The sequence below is a fragment of the Massilia sp. 9I genome (genome assembly GCF_902506415.1).
In the GTDB taxonomy this organism is placed as follows: Bacteria; Pseudomonadota; Gammaproteobacteria; order Burkholderiales; family Burkholderiaceae_D; genus Telluria.
In genome coordinates this window covers 509813-525307 of sequence record NZ_LR733275.1, presented here as the reverse complement: position 1 = coordinate 525307, position 15495 = coordinate 509813, and the positions used below count along the sequence as shown (strand labels likewise).

Sequence of the window (15495 nt, the reverse complement as noted above, 5' to 3'; positions counted from 1 at the left end):
CACTTGCCATGCATCGCCATCAACTTCCTCCTCCCCTGCCGGAATAGGTTCTATATCGCCGCCAGCGCGCGGCGCAGGTCTTCGCGCTGGTCGTCCAGGTGCTCGATGCCGGCCGACAGGCGGATCAGGCCATCGCCGATGCCCAGCTGGGCGCGCTGTTCGGCCGGAATGCTGGCATGGGTCATCAGGGCCGGGTGCTCGATCAGGCTCTCGACGCCGCCCAGGCTTTCGGCCAGGGTGAACACCTCGCAAGCTTCCAGGAAGCGGCGTGCGCCAGCGAGATCGGTGGCGAGGTCGATCGAGACGATGCCGCCGAACCCGTTCATCTGGCGCCGTGCCAGCGCATGCTGGGGGTGCGACTCGAGGCCCGGGTAGAACACCTTGCGCACCTTCGGCTCGCGTTCCAGCCACTGGGCCAGCGCCAGCGCATTGGCGCTGCTGCGCTCCACGCGCAGGGCCAGGGTCTTGATCCCGCGCAGCACCAGGAAGCTGTCGAAGGGGCCCTGGATCGCGCCCACGGCGTTCTGGATGAAGCCCAGCTGTTCGCCCAGGGCCGCGTGGCGCTCTTCCTTGCCGACCACCGCCACGCCGCCGATCACGTCGGAGTGGCCGTTCATGTACTTGGTGGTCGAGTGCACCACGATGTCGAAGCCCAGTTCCAGCGGGCGTTGCACGATCGGGCTGGCGAAGGTGTTGTCGCACACGGTGATCACGCCGCGCGCGCGGCACAGCGACGCAATCGCCGCCAGGTCAGCCAGTTTCAGCATCGGGTTGGTCGGGGTCTCGACCCAGACCAGCTTCGTTTCCGGCGTCAAGGCCTTGGCCAATGCGTCCGGGTCGGTCAGGTCGGCGTAGCTGAAGCTGTGGCCCGCGCTCTTCCTGCGCACGCGCTCGAACAGGCGGAAGGTGCCGCCATACATGTCGTCGCCCGCCACGATGTGCGAGTTCGCCGGCAGCAGTTCCAGCACCGCCGCGATCGCGGCCAGGCCGGAAGCGAATGCGAAGGCGGCGCTGCCGCTTTCGATGTCGGCCACGCAGCGCTCCAGCGCCCAGCGCGTCGGGTTGTGCGAGCGGCCGTAGTCCAGGCCCTTGTGCACGCCCGGGCTCTCCTGGCGGAAGGTCGAGGTGGCGAAGATCGGCGGCATCACGGCGCCAGTGCTGGGCTCCGGCGCCTGGCCGCCGTGGATGACGCGGGTGGCAATGTGTTTTTTCTGGTCGGTCATGAAAGGGTCCTACGAAGATGGTTGAGCAGGTCGTAGCGGGTGATCAGGCCATAGAAGCGCTCGCCGTCGTGGATCACGGCGGTCAGCCCGCGGTCGAGGATCTCGCGCAGGTGGCCCATGCTGGCGCTGGGCTGCAGGGTCTGGAGCGAGGAAGTCATGGTGCTGGAAACGGGCGCACTGAAGTCGGCCTGCTTGCCGGTGACGTGCAGCAGCAGGTCGGATTCGTCGATCAGGCCGGCCAGCTTGCCCTTGTCGTCGATCACCGGCAGCTGCTGCAGGTCGGCGTTGCGCATGCGGTTGAAGGCGGTGAGCAGGGTGTCGGTGGGCGACAGCGTCACCACTTCGCCCTCGTCGTAGCGGCGGCCGATCAGGTCGCGCAGGTCGCCGGTCTTGGGACGCGTAATGATGCCCTGGTCGACCATCCAGCCGTCGCTGTACACCTTGCTCAGGTAGCGGGTGCCGGTATCGCACACGAAGGTGACCACGCGCTTGGGGCGGGTCTGTTCGCGGCAGTAGCGCAGGGCCGCGGCCAGCAGGGTGCCGGTCGACGACCCGCCAAGGATGCCTTCCTGCTGCAGCAGCAGGCGCGCAGTGCCGAAGCTTTCCTCGTCGTCGATGGTATAGGCCTTCTTCACGCGCGACAGGTCGGCGATGCCGGGGATGAAGTCCTCGCCGATGCCCTCGACGGCCCAGGAACCGGCGTCCGTGCGCAGCACCCCGGTGTTGATGTAGTCGGCCAGGATCGAGCCTTTCGGGTCGGCCAGCACGAATTCGAGGTTGGGCTGGGTTTTCTTGAAATAGCGCGACAGGCCGGTGAGGGTGCCCGACGAGCCGACGCCGACCACGATGGCGTCCAGCTTGTGGTTGACCTGGTCCCAGATCTCGGGGCCGGTGGTGGTTTCGTGGGCGCGCGGGTTGGCCGGGTTGTTGAACTGGTCGGCGAACCAGGCGCCGGGGATTTCCTTGGCCAGGCGCGCGGCGACATCCTGGTAATACTCGGGATGACCCTTGCCGACGTCGGAGCGCGTCAGGTGGATCTCGGCGCCGAGCGCCTTCAGGTGCAGGATCTTCTCGGCCGCCATCTTGTCGGGCACGACCAGCACCACGCGATAGCCCTTGATGCGGGCCACCAGGGCCAGTCCCAGGCCGGTGTTGCCGGCGGTGGCTTCGACCACGGTGCCGCCGGGCGCCAGGTGCCCATCGTGCTCGGCCTGCTCGATCATGGCGCGGCCGATGCGGTCCTTGATGGAGCCGCCGGGGTTTTGCGATTCGAGTTTCAGGAACAGCTGGCAGGGACCGGTGTCGATCCGCGTCACTTCAATCAGGGGGGTGTCACCGATCAGCGAAAACAGTGCAGCTTGCGAAGCATGTTGCATAGTGCCTCCGAAAGGCCGGGCAGGGCCCGGGCGGTGCGCCGCCTTGTGGGCGGCGCTAGTCGAGGAGCTGGCATTCAATGGGTGCCAGGCCATGTAAAAAAGACATGATACGGCGATTATTGAAGGGAGTGTTGATCAGGAATGGTTTTCCGACTTTAAACGGCGCCACAAGGTGGTGCGGCTGATGCCCAGATGCCGGGCGGCGGCGTCGCGCTGGCCGCCGTAGCGGGCCAGTACCGCGGCGATGCTTTCCGTGGCTGCCGATGCGGGAGCGGGCAGGGCGCTGAGCGCCGTCGTCAGGTTCGCTAGCTCCGGGGCAATCGACACCAGGAAACCCGGTGTCAGCGCCTGCAAGGGTTCGGCAGCCAGGAACAGGGCCAGCCGCTCCATCAGGTTGCGCAGCTCGCGCACATTGCCGGGCCAGGCGTAGGCCTCGAGCAGGGCGGAACACGCCTTCATTTCGGCATGCAGGTTCGGGTGCGGCTTGGCGCCGAGCGCCGCCAGCGCATGCTTGAGCGACCATTCGGCCAGCGGGACGATGTCCGCGACCCGCTCGCGCAGCGAGGGCAAGGCCAGGCGCAGCACCGCCAGGCGATAGAACAGGTCGGCGCGGAAGCGCCCTTCGCGCACCCGCGCTTCCAGATCGCAGTGGGTGGCGCTGATCACGCGCACCTCGATCGGCACCGGCCGCGTGCCGCCCACGCGCATCACCTCGCGTTCTTCCAGCACGCGCAACAGGCGCGTCTGCAGGGCCAGCGGCATTTCGCCGATCTCGTCGAGGAACAGGGTGCCGCCATTGGCCGCCTCGAACAGGCCCGCATGGCCGCCGCGGCGCGCGCCGGTGAAGGCGCCTTCTTCATGCCCGAACAGTTCGGATTCCAGCAGCGACTCGGCGATCGCACCGCAGTTCACCGCAATAAAGGGGCGGTTGGCGGCCAGGCGCGCGCCTTCGCGGTGGATGGCCTGCGCCACCAGTTCCTTGCCGCTGCCGGTCTCGCCCTGGATCAGCACCGTGGCCGGCGAGCGCGCGTACAGCACCACGGTCTGGCGCAGACGCTCCATTGCGGCCGATTCGCCGCGCAGGTCGTGCAGGCCGCGGCGTGCGCGGCGGGTGTCGGATGCGGCGCCGCGCCGTCCGCGGCCGGCTTCCAGATGGGTCAGGCGCGCCATTTCGAGCGCGTCGTCGAAGGCCTGGCGGATCGAGGCGGCGGAGTACAGGAATACGCCGGTCAGGCCCGCTTCCTCGGCCAGGTCGGTAATCAAACCGGCGCCGACGATGACGTCGATGCCGGCCGCTTTCAGCTCATTGATGCCGGCGCGCGCGTCTTCCTCGGTCACGTAGGTGCGCTGCGCGATGTCGATGCCGAAGGTAGCGGCGAAGTCGGACAGTTCAGGGAGCAGCTTCTGGTAGGTGATCACGCCGATGCGGTTCGAGACGCGGCGCGCGCGCGCCAGCGCCTGCATCACGTCGTAGCCGCTGGCCTTGGCCACCACCACCGGCACCGAGATCCGGCCCTTGAGGTAGGCCGCGTTGGAACCGGCCGCGATCACCACGTCGCAGCGCTCCGTGGCGAGGCGTTCGCGCAGGGTGCGCGCGGCTTCGTCGAAGCCGAGGTGCAGCGGCTCGATCGTCGCGAGGTGGTCGTACTCGAGGGTGATGTCGCGGAACAGGTCGGACAGGCGCGAAACCGAAACGGTCCAGATGACCGGCTTGTCGGCGTCTTCAGATTGCGTGCGTGCGGGGTTGCGTGATCCGTAACTCATGTTTCAAGTGTAGCCGATTCCACGCGCCGGTTCCCGCTGCCGCTGTCAGTTCCACGTAAGCGAGCGTAAGAATGAGGTAAGGGCGGGCCCGTAGGATGGGCTCAGCCCTGAATACCAGGCATCACCAGAATAGATAACAGGAGACACAAGTGGAACAAGACGTTGTACAACGGGTCAAGTCCGACCCCAACTATCGCAAGCTGGTCGCGAAGCGCTCGCGCTTCGGCTGGATTCTTACCTGGAGCATGATGGTCGTGTACTACGGCTTCACGCTCTTGTGCGCCTTCGACAAGGAACTCATGGGCGCGCGCATCGGCGCGGGCGTCATGACCTGGGCCATCCCGGCAGGGATCTTCGTGATCCTGTTCACGATTGCCGTCACCGCCATCTACGTACGCCGCGCCAACAGCGAGTACGACGAGCTGACCGAGGCCATCAAGGCCCGTGCAACGACCGCACGCAAGGAGGCCGCATGAAACTCCGAAGCATGAGTGCATGTGCGCTGCTGGCCCTGAGCGGCGCCGCCATGGCCGCGCCGGACCTGGGCCAGGCCACCAAGCAGGCCACCAACTGGACCGCGATCAGCATGTTCGCGATTTTCGTCGTGCTGACCCTGTTCATCACCAAGTGGGCCGCGGCCAAGACCCGCTCGGCCTCCGACTTCTATACCGCGGGCGGCGGCATCACCGGCTTCCAGAACGGCCTCGCAATCGCCGGCGACTTCATGTCGGCCGCATCCTTCCTGGGTATTTCCGCCGCCGTGTTCCTGGACGGTTTCGACGGCCTGATCTACGCCATCGGCTTCCTGGTCGGCTGGCCCGTCATCACCTTCCTGATGGCCGAGCGCCTGCGCAACCTGGGCCGCTTCACCTTCGCCGACGTCGCCGCCTACCGCTTCCACCAGAAGCCGATCCGCGTGTTCGCGGCCTCCGGCACCCTGGTGGTGGTGGCCTTCTACCTGATCGCGCAGATGGTTGGCGCCGGCCAGCTGATCAAGCTGCTGTTCGGCCTCGAGTACTGGATTGCCGTCGTCATCGTCGGTATCCTGATGATGGTGTACGTGCTGTTCGGCGGCATGACCGCCACCACCTGGGTGCAGATCATCAAGGCCGTCATGCTGCTGGCGGGCGCCTCCTTCATGGCCTTCTCGGTGCTGGCGCAGTACGACTTCAGCCCCGAAAAACTGTTCGCCACCGCGACCGAGGTGCACGCCAAGGGCGATTCGATCATGGGGCCGGGTACCTTCCTGAAGGACCCGATCTCGGCGATCTCCTTCGGCATGGCGCTGATGTTCGGCACCGCCGGCCTGCCGCACATCCTGATGCGTTTCTTCACCGTCCCAAGCGCGAAGGAAGCACGCAAGTCGGTGCTGTGGGCGACCACCTGGATCGGCTATTTCTACCTACTGATCTTCATCATCGGCTTTGGCGCGATCGTGCTGGTCGGTACCAACCCCGACTTCAAGGACGCTGCGGGCAAGCTCCTGGGTGGTAACAACATGGCGGCGGTGCACCTGGCCAAGGCCGTGGGCGGTGACATCTTCCTGGGCTTCATCTCGGCAGTGGCCTTCGCCACCATCCTGGCGGTGGTGGCCGGCCTGACCCTGTCGGGCGCCTCGGCCGTGTCGCACGACCTGTACGCCACCGTGTTCAAGAAAGGCAAGGCCAACAGCGCGGACGAACTGAAAGTCTCGAAGATCACCACCATCGCGCTCGGCGTCATCGCGGTGCTGCTCGGGATCGCGTTCGAGAAGCAGAACGTCGCCTTCATGGTGTCGCTGGCCTTCGCGATCGCCGCCTCGGCCAACTTCCCGGTGCTGTTCATGTCGGTCTTGTGGAGCAAGTGCACCACCCGCGGCGCCACCGTGGGCGGCTTCCTGGGCCTGGCTACCGCCGTACTCCTGACCCTGGTGTCGAAGTCGGTGTGGGTCGACGTGCTCGGCAACGCTGCGCCGATCTTCCCCTACACCTCGCCGGCGATCTTCTCGATGGCGGTGGGCTTCATCGGTATCTGGTTCTTCTCGGTGACCGACAAGAGCCCGCGCGCCGCGATCGACAAGGCCGGCTTCGAAGCGCAGGAAGTGCGTTCGGAAACCGGCATCGGCGCCGCCGCGGCATCGGCACACTGAGTCTTCGCACTCTGCCTGGAACCCCGCTGCGGCGGGGTTTTTTTATTGCTACAATGTTTCATTTGCGTTTCATGTTTCAGCAGTGTGAAACACATGAGTTCGCAAGGGCGAGCTAAGTCCTTGATATTTCAGTCAATCTGCTCTGGCACGCCGCTTGCATTAGACATGCGTATTCGATCAACGCATCATTCGAAAGGTTCAGCATGAGTCACTACTCCGCCGGTGCGGCATTCCGCAAGGCCGTCCAGGAAGAATCCCCGTTGCAGGTCATCGGCGCGATCAACGCCAACCACGCGCTGTTGGCCAAGCGCGCCGGTTACCGCGCCATCTACCTGTCGGGCGGCGGCGTCGCCGCCGGTTCGCTGGGCCTGCCGGACCTGGGCATTTCAAGCCTGGAAGACGTCCTGATCGACGTGCGCCGCATTACCGACGTGTGCGATCTGCCGCTGCTGGTCGACATCGACACCGGCTTCGGCGCCTCGGCCTTCAACGTCGCGCGCACCGTGCGCTCCCTTGAAAAGGCCGGCGCCGCCGCCTGCCATATCGAAGACCAGGTCGGCGCCAAGCGCTGCGGCCACCGTCCGGGCAAGGAAATCGTCAGCAAGGACGAGATGGTCGACCGCGTGAAAGCCGCCGCCGACGCCCGCCTTGACGCGAACTTCGTGATCATGGCGCGCACCGACGCGCTGGCCGTGGAAGGTCTGGACGCTGCCATCGAGCGCGCCGTGGCCTGCGTGGAAGCTGGCGCCGACATGATCTTCCCCGAAGCGATGACCAGCCTGGAGATGTATAAACAGTTCGCCGACGCCGTCAAGGTGCCGGTGCTGGCCAACATCACCGAGTTTGGCGCGACCCCGCTGTTCACCCTGGACGAACTGCGCAGCGCCAACGTGAGCATCGCCCTGTATCCGCTGTCGGCCTTCCGCGCCATGAACAAGGCGGCCGAGAACGTGTACAACGCGATCCGCCGCGACGGCACCCAGAAGAACGTGCTGGATACGATGCAGACCCGCGCCGAACTCTACGACCGCATCGACTACCACAGCTACGAACAGAAGCTCGACGCGCTGTTCGCCCAGAAGAAAACCAATTAAGGAGCCCGCTACATGAGCACCCAGAACAACGAGACCCCAACGTTCAAGCCAAAGAAATCGGTGGCCCTGTCCGGCGTCGCCGCCGGCAATACCGCACTGTGCTCGGTGGGCAAGTCGGGCAACGATCTGCACTACCGCGGCTACGACATCCTGGACGTCGCGACCTCCTGCGAATTCGAAGAGATCGCCTACCTGCTGGTGCATGGCAAGCTGCCCACCGTCGCTGAATTGAAGGGCTACAAGGCCAAACTGAAATCGCTGCGCGGCCTGCCGCAGGCAGTAAAAAGCGCACTGGAAGCGCTGCCGGCCGGCGCGCATCCGATGGACGTAATGCGCACCGGCGTGTCGGTGCTGGGCTGCGTGCTGCCGGAGAAGGACGACCACAACCTGGCCGGCGCGCGCGACATCGCCGACCGCCTGATGGCTTCGTTCGGTTCGATGCTGCTGTACTGGTACCACTTCAGCCACAACGGCAAGCGCATCGAAGTGGAAACCGACGACGACTCGATCGGCGGCCACTTCCTGCACCTGCTGCACGGCGAAAAGCCGCGCGACTCCTGGGTGCGCGCGATGCATACCTCGCTGATCCTGTACGCGGAACACGAGTTCAACGCCTCGACCTTCACCAGCCGCGTGATCGCCGGCACCGGCTCCGACATCCACTCGGCCGTCACCGGCGCGATCGGCGCGCTGCGTGGACCGAAGCACGGCGGCGCCAACGAGGTGGCGCTGGACATCCAGAAGCGCTACGAGAACGCCGACGAAGCCGAAGCGGACATCCGCAACCGCGTGGCCAACAAAGAAGTCGTGATCGGCTTCGGCCATCCGGTGTATACCATCAGCGACCCGCGCAACGTGGTGATCAAGGAAGTGGCGCGTTCGCTGTCGCAGGAAGCCGGCTCGATGAAGATGTTCGACATCGCCGAGCGCCTGGAGTCGGTGATGTGGGAAGTCAAGAAGATGTTCCCGAACCTGGACTGGTTCTCGGCCGTCTCGTACCACATGATGGGCGTGCCGACCGCCATGTTCACGCCGCTGTTCGTGATCTCGCGCACCTCCGGCTGGGCCGCGCACGTCATCGAGCAGCGCATCGACAACAAGATCATCCGTCCGAGTGCGAATTATGTGGGTCCGGAGGATCTGCAGTTTGTGCCGATTGCGGATCGGAATTAAGAGACAGTACTGCTAGCCTAAAGACCGTCGTACCGGCGAAGGCCGGTACCCAAGTTTTGCTTGAATAGCCTGCACACAAAATTGGATCCCGGCCTGCGCCGGGATGACGGCTCGGCGGGTGGCTAAACACACAGGCGCTATCGAGCTTCATCATGATGAACACCAATCACCGCAAACCCCTCCCAGGCACCTCCCTGGACTACTTCGACACGCGCTCCGCGATCGACGCCATCCAGCCCGGCGCCTATGACACGCTGCCCTACACCTCGCGCGTGCTGGCCGAGAACCTGGTCCGCCGCTGCGACCCCGCCAGCATGACCGACTCGCTGAAGCAGATCATCGAGCGCAAGCGTGACCTCGACTTCCCCTGGTTCCCGGCGCGCGTGGTCTGCCACGACATCCTGGGCCAGACCGCGCTGGTCGACCTGGCCGGCCTGCGCGACGCCATCGCGGAGCAGGGCGGCGACCCCGCCATGGTCAACCCGGTCGTCCCCACCCAGCTGGTGGTGGACCACTCGCTGGCCGTCGAGTGCGGCGGCTTCGACCCGGATGCTTTCGCCAAGAACCGCGCCATCGAGGATCGCCGCAACGAAGACCGCTTCCACTTCATCGAGTGGACCAAGAAGGCCTTCCAGAACGTCGACGTGATCCCGCCGGGGAACGGCATCCTGCACCAGATTAACCTCGAGCGCATGTCGCCCGTGATCCAGTCCGAGAAGGGCGTGGCCTACCCGGACACGCTGGTCGGCACCGACTCGCACACCCCGATGGTCGACGCCCTGGGCGTGATCGCGATCGGCGTGGGCGGCCTGGAAGCGGAAAGCGTCATGCTGGGCCGCGCCTCCTACATGCGCCTCCCGGACATCGTCGGCGTCGAACTGACGGGCAAGGCCCAGCCGGGCATCACCGCCACCGACATCGTGCTGGCGCTGACCGAGTTCCTGCGCAAGTCGAAGGTGGTGTCCGCATACCTCGAGTTCTACGGCGAAGGCGCGTCGAGCCTGACCCTGGGGGACCGCGCCACGATCTCGAACATGGCCCCGGAGTTCGGCGCCACCGCCGCGATGTTCTACATCGACGAGCAGACCATCAAGTACCTGCGCCTGACCGGCCGCGAGGAAGAGACCGTGCAACTGGTCGAAGCCTACGCCAAGGAAGCCGGCCTGTGGGCCGACGCCCTCACCACCGCGCAGTACGAGCGCGTGCTGTCGTTCGACCTCTCGACCGTGGTGCGCAACATCGCCGGTCCGTCGAACCCGCACAAGCGGGTGCCGACCTCCGAACTGGCAGAGCGCGGCATCGCCGGCAAGGTGGAAAATGAAGCCGGCCTGATGCCGGACGGCGCGGTGATCATCGCGGCCATCACCAGCTGCACCAACACCAACAACCCGCGCAACATGATCGCGGCGGGCCTGATCGCGCGTAACGCCAACCGCGCTGGCCTGGCCCGCAAGTCCTGGGTCAAGAGCTCGCTCGCGCCGGGTTCCAAGGCCGTGGCCCTGTACCTGGAAGAAGCCGGCCTGATGCCCGAGCTGGAGAAGCTGGGCTTCGGCGTGGTCGCTTTCGCCTGCACCACCTGCAACGGCATGAGCGGCGCGCTCGACCCGACCATCCAGCAGGAGATCATCGAACGCGACCTGTACGCGACCGCCGTCCTGTCGGGCAACCGCAACTTCGACGGCCGTATCCACCCCTATGCAAAGCAGGCCTTCCTGGCTTCGCCGGCACTGGTGGTGGCCTACGCGATCGCCGGCACCATCCGCTTCGACATCGAGAAGGACGTGCTGGGCGTGGACGCCTCCGGGAAGGAAATCCGCCTGGCCGACCTGTGGCCGTCCGACGAAGAGATCGATGCCGTGGTGGCCAGCAGCGTCAAGCCGGAGCAGTTCCGCAAGGTCTACACGCCGATGTTTGCGCGCGTGGCGGACGACGGCCCCAGCGTGAGCCCGCTGTACGACTGGCGCCCGCAGAGCACCTACATCCGCCGTCCGCCGTACTGGGAAGGCGCGCTGGCGGGCGAGCGTACGCTGGCCGGCATGCGCCCGCTGGCGGTCCTGGGCGACAACATCACCACCGACCACCTGTCGCCGTCGAACGCGATCCTGCTCGATTCGGCCGCCGGCGAATACCTGGCGAAGATGGGCCTGCCGGAGGAAGACTTCAACTCCTACGCGACCCACCGCGGCGACCACCTGACGGCGCAGCGCGCGACGTTTGCGAATCCGACCCTCAAGAACGAGATGGTGCGTGACGCGATGGGCAATGTGAAGGCCGGCTCGCTGGCGCGCGTCGAGCCGGAAGGTACCGTGACGCGCATGTGGGAAGCGATCGAGACCTACATGGAGCGCAAGCAGCCGCTGATCGTGATTGCCGGCGCCGACTACGGCCAGGGCTCGTCGCGCGACTGGGCGGCCAAGGGCGTGCGCCTGGCGGGAGTGGAGGCCATCGTGGCCGAAGGCTTCGAACGCATCCACCGCACCAACCTGGTCGGCATGGGCGTGCTGCCGCTCGAGTTCAAGCCGGGCGTGAACCGCCTCACGCTGGGTATCGACGGCACCGAGACCTTCGACGTGATCGGCGAGCGTACGCCGCGCACCGACCTGACGCTCGTGATCCATCGTCGCAATGGCGAGCGCGTCGAGGTGCCGGTGACCTGCCGTCTCGATACCGCCGAGGAAGTGGCGATCTACGAAGCCGGCGGCGTTCTGCAGCGCTTCGCGCAGGACTTCCTGGAATCGTCGGCGCCGAAAGCCGCTGCGTAACCCGTAGGGTGGGCGGGAGACCCGCCCACCCTACAAAACCGGACAATGTAATGGCCTTCAAACCCCAAATCAAGATCCCCGCCACCTACATGCGTGGCGGCACCAGCAAGGGCGTCTTCTTCCGCCTGCAAGACCTGCCCGAAGCCGCACGCGTGCCCGGCCCGGCGCGCGATGCGCTCCTGCTGCGCGTGATCGGCAGCCCCGACCCCTACGCCAAGCAGATCGACGGCATGGGCGGCGCCACCTCGAGCACCAGCAAGACCGTGATCGTCGACCGCAGCAAGCGTCCGGATCACGACGTCGACTACCTGTTCGGCCAGGTCTCGATCGACAAGCCTTTCGTCGACTGGAGCGGCAATTGCGGCAACCTGTCCTCGGCGGTCGGTTCCTTCGCCATCGCCAGCGGCCTGGTCGATCCGGCGCGCATTTCGCAAAACGGCATGGCCACCGTGCGCATCTGGCAGGCCAACATCGGCAAGACCATCATCGCCCACGTCCCGGTCACGAACGGCGAAGTGCAGGAAACCGGCGACTTCGAACTCGACGGCGTGACCTTCCCGGCAGCCGAGGTGCAGCTGGAGTTCCTCGACCCGGCGGCGGAAGAGGAGGGCGCAGGCGGGTCGATGTTCCCGACCGGGAACTTGGTCGACGAGCTGGACGTCCCCGGTGTCGGCCGTCTGCAGGCCACCATGATCAATGCCGGCATCCCGACCATCTTCGTGAATGCGGAAGCGATCGGCTACAACGGCACCGAACTGCAGGAGGCCATCAATGGCGACCCGCGTGCGCTGGCGATGTTCGAAACCATCCGCGCCCACGGCGCCCTGCGCATGGGCCTGATCGCGAGCATCGAGGAAGCGGCCAAGCGCCAGCACACCCCGAAGGTGGCATTCGTGGCGAAGGCGGCGAACTACGTCTCCTCGAGCGGCAAGCAGGTCAATGCCGGCGACGTCGACCTCCTGGTGCGCGCGCTCTCGATGGGCAAGCTGCACCACGCGATGATGGGCACCGCCGCGGTGGCGATCGGCACCGCCGCCGCGATTCCCGGCACCCTGGTGAACCTGGCGGCCGGCGGCGGCGAACGCACGGCGGTGCGCTTCGGCCACCCGTCCGGCACCTTGCGCGTGGGCGCCGAAGCGGTGCAGGCGAACGGCGAATGGAGCGTGGCCAAGGCGATCATGAGCCGTAGCGCGCGGGTCCTGATGGAAGGCTGGGTGCGCGTGCCGGGGGACTGCTTTTAAGTTAAGCGGTTGATGGGCCGCAACAACACGGCCCTTTTTTGTTGCCTCTTAGTTTTGGAACATCAAGCATTTGTGGTTTATGATTGCTAAATGGCAACCTAGCCTTTAGCAGAATAATCATAAATGGACCGACTACCCAGCAAGCAGGCGCTCGTGGCCGAGTTCGCGCCCCAGGTCGAGGGCGCGGACCTCGAGCAGGAATTGCTGCATGTCGCATTGCGCGAGCAGCACGCCATCCTGGAAAACGCGCCGGTCGGCATCGCTTTCACGCTGCCGGGCCAGTTCAAGTCCTGCAATCCGCGCATCTGCGAGATGCTCGGCTACTCCTACGCCGAACTGTGCCGGCTGCGCCCCGTCGACATCTTCGCCACGCCCGAAGGCTACCAGACGCTGGTCGAGGAGGCGTATCCCGTGCTGGCCGCGGGCGGCCTGTATGAAAAGGGCGAGCAGCCATTCCGGCGCCGCGATGGCAGCATCATGTGGGCGCGCCTGCGCGGCCGCGCGGTGGACCCGAACGCGCGCGAAGCCGGCACCATCTGGATCGCCGAGGACGTGACCGAGGCGCGCCAGGCGCTGTTCGAAGTCCAGGCCATCATGAACAACGCGACGGTCGGCATCATGTACACCCGTAACCGGGTGATCCACCGCTACAACCCGGCCTTCGGCCGCATGTTCGGCTACCGCGACGGCGAGGCGCTCGGGCGCTCGACCCGCATCGTCTATCCGGACGACCAGGCCTTCCACGATTTCGGCATTACCGCCTATCCGCTGCTGGCGCGTGGCCTGCCCTACCGCGCCGAGACCGAACTGGTACGCAAGGACGGTACCCGCATCTGGGGCCAGCTCAACGGCTACCTGTTCAATCCGGACGACCCGGAGCTCGGCACGATCTGGATGTTCGAGGACCGCACGCGCGAGCGCCATGACGAGATCCAGCTGCGCAACGCGCTGATGGAGAACCGCGCCATCCTCGACAACGCGGTGCTCGGCATCGCGGTGGTCGAGAACGGCGTGACTCTGCATTGCAACAGCAAGATGGAAGAGCTGTTCGGGTCAAGCGCCGGCGGCATGGACGGCACGCCGGTGCGCGCGCTGTACCCGGACGAGCAGACCTGGCGCATGGCGCGCGCCGACACCTTGCGCAGCTTCGGGGCAGGGCAGGTGCACAGCGCCGAATACCGCATGGCGCGCCGTGACGGCACCCTGTTCTGGGCGCGCCTGTCGGGGCGCCTGTTCGACGTCGCCGACACCACCGGGCGCAGTGTCTGGCTGATCGACGACGTCACCGCGCAGCGCGAAGCCGCCGACGCGATCCGGCGCGCACGCGACGAGCTGGAAATCCGGGTGGCCGCGCGCACCGCCGAACTGGCGGGCGCGAACGCGCTGCTGCAGGACGAGATCGCCGAGCGGCGCCAGGCCGAGGCGCGCGTGCACCACATGGCCTACTACGACAGCCTGACGCGGCTGCCGAATCGCGTGCTGCTGGCCGACCGCCTCGACTGCGCACTGCGCGCCGCGCACCGCAACGGACGCAAGCTGGCGGTCATGTTCCTCGACCTGGACCGCTTCAAGACCATCAACGATTCGCTCGGCCACGCCATCGGCGACCAGCTGCTGCGTGAAGTAGGGCGGCGCCTGTGCGAAGCGGTGCGCGACAGCGACACGGTGGCGCGGCTTGGCGGCGACGAGTTCGTGGTCCTGCTACCCGAAGTCGGCGGGCACGACGAATGCGCGCTGGTGGGTGACAAGATCATCGAGGCATTGGCTTCGCCCTTCCCATTGGAGGGGCACAGCCTGCACATCTCACCCTCGATCGGCATCTGCCTGTGCCCGGACGACGGCAACGACGTCGAGACCCTGATGCGCCACGCCGACGCCGCCATGTACCACGCCAAGGCGGCGGGCCGCAACAACTACCAGTTCTTCGACCAGCGCATGAACCAGGCCGCGGCGCGCCGTTTCGAGCTGGAGTCGAAGCTGCGCGGGGCCCTGGCGCGCGCCGAGTTCGAGCTGCACTACCAGCCGATCATCGACACCGCCACCCGCCGCCTGCACGCGCTGGAAGTGCTGCTGCGCTGGCGCCGGGATGGCGACATGCTGGTGGGACCGGACGAGTTCATCCCCATCCTGGAAGAGAACGGGATGATCGTGCAGGTGGGCGAATGGGTGATCCGCAGCGCCTGCGAGCAGAGCATGGCCTGGCAGGCGCAGGGACTGGCCGCGGTGCCGCTGGCGATCAACCTGTCGGCGCGCCAGTTCATGCACGACGGTTTGGTGGAATCGATCCGACGCATCGTCGGCGAGACCGGCATTGATCCCGCGCTGGTGGAATTCGAGATCACCGAGACCGCGCTGATGCAGCACGGCGGCGCGACGCTCGATACCCTGCGCCAGATTAACGACATGGGCATGCGCCTGTCGATCGACGACTTCGGCACCGGCTATTCGAGCCTGGCTTACCTGAAGCGCTTCCCGGTCCGCAAGATCAAGATCGACCGCGCCTTCGTGCGCGAACTGGAAGCGAGTTCGGAAGACCGCGCCATCGCGGCGGCCGTGATGGCGCTGGCGAACAGCCTGCAGCTGCTGGTGGTGGCGGAGGGCGTGGAGACGGAAGGGCAGTATGCGCTGCTGAGCGGCTACGGCTGCCAGTTCGCGCAGGGCTATCTGTTTGCGCGGCCGTTGCCGGCTATTGAAGTAGCCCGGCTGCTGACCTAGGGTGCTCGGCTCTGCCGAG

At 66.1% G+C, this 15495-nt stretch carries 10 protein-coding genes; 7 read left to right on the top strand and 3 right to left on the bottom strand.

Annotation, left to right across the window (positions count from 1 at the left end; genetic code table 11):
* Positions 1–50: 50 nt before the first annotated feature.
* From GV068_RS02370 to prpR, 3 genes are all read right to left on the bottom strand, one after another.
* Complete coding sequence (locus GV068_RS02370) at positions 51–1223, bottom strand: PLP-dependent aspartate aminotransferase family protein (protein WP_159695825.1); 1173 nt, start codon at positions 1221–1223, stop codon at positions 51–53.
* On the bottom strand, positions 1220–2599 hold the full coding sequence (locus GV068_RS02365; protein WP_159695824.1) for a pyridoxal-phosphate dependent enzyme: 1380 nt from the start codon (positions 2597–2599) through the stop codon (positions 1220–1222). The genes GV068_RS02370 and GV068_RS02365 overlap by 4 nt, the downstream gene beginning before the upstream one ends.
* 135 nt (positions 2600–2734) lie before the next feature.
* Entirely contained in the window at positions 2735–4363 is a 1629-nt protein-coding gene (gene prpR / locus GV068_RS02360) for a propionate catabolism operon regulatory protein PrpR (RefSeq protein ID WP_159695823.1), read from the bottom strand.
* Between the two features lie 149 nt (positions 4364–4512).
* Between prpR and GV068_RS02355 the strand changes: the two genes are divergently transcribed.
* The 7 genes from GV068_RS02355 to GV068_RS02325 all read left to right on the top strand — a co-directional run bounded on the left by GV068_RS02355 (position 4513) and on the right by GV068_RS02325 (position 15476).
* Positions 4513–4839: a DUF485 domain-containing protein gene (locus tag GV068_RS02355; RefSeq protein ID WP_159695822.1), complete on the top strand. Its 327-nt coding sequence runs from the start codon at positions 4513–4515 to the stop codon at positions 4837–4839.
* Positions 4836–6491 (top strand): cation acetate symporter, encoded by a 1656-nt coding sequence (locus GV068_RS02350; protein WP_159695821.1) that lies wholly within the window; start codon positions 4836–4838, stop codon positions 6489–6491. Before GV068_RS02355 ends, GV068_RS02350 begins: the two co-directional genes overlap by 4 nt.
* A 203-nt stretch (positions 6492–6694) precedes the next feature.
* Positions 6695–7585: a methylisocitrate lyase gene (gene prpB / locus GV068_RS02345; RefSeq protein ID WP_159695820.1), complete on the top strand. Its 891-nt coding sequence runs from the start codon at positions 6695–6697 to the stop codon at positions 7583–7585.
* 12 nt (positions 7586–7597) lie between these two features.
* A complete protein-coding gene (gene prpC / locus GV068_RS02340) occupies positions 7598–8758 on the top strand; it encodes a 2-methylcitrate synthase (protein WP_159695819.1) in 1161 nt (386 codons plus the stop codon).
* A gap of 155 nt (positions 8759–8913) precedes the next feature.
* Complete coding sequence (gene acnD, locus GV068_RS02335; RefSeq protein WP_201303359.1) at positions 8914–11520, top strand: Fe/S-dependent 2-methylisocitrate dehydratase AcnD; 2607 nt, start codon at positions 8914–8916, stop codon at positions 11518–11520.
* A 50-nt stretch (positions 11521–11570) separates the two neighbouring features.
* Entirely contained in the window at positions 11571–12761 is a 1191-nt protein-coding gene (gene prpF, locus GV068_RS02330) for a 2-methylaconitate cis-trans isomerase PrpF (RefSeq protein WP_159695817.1), read from the top strand.
* Between the two features lie 123 nt (positions 12762–12884).
* A complete protein-coding gene (locus GV068_RS02325; RefSeq protein ID WP_159695816.1) occupies positions 12885–15476 on the top strand; it encodes an EAL domain-containing protein in 2592 nt (863 codons plus the stop codon).
* Positions 15477–15495 lie beyond the last annotated feature (19 nt).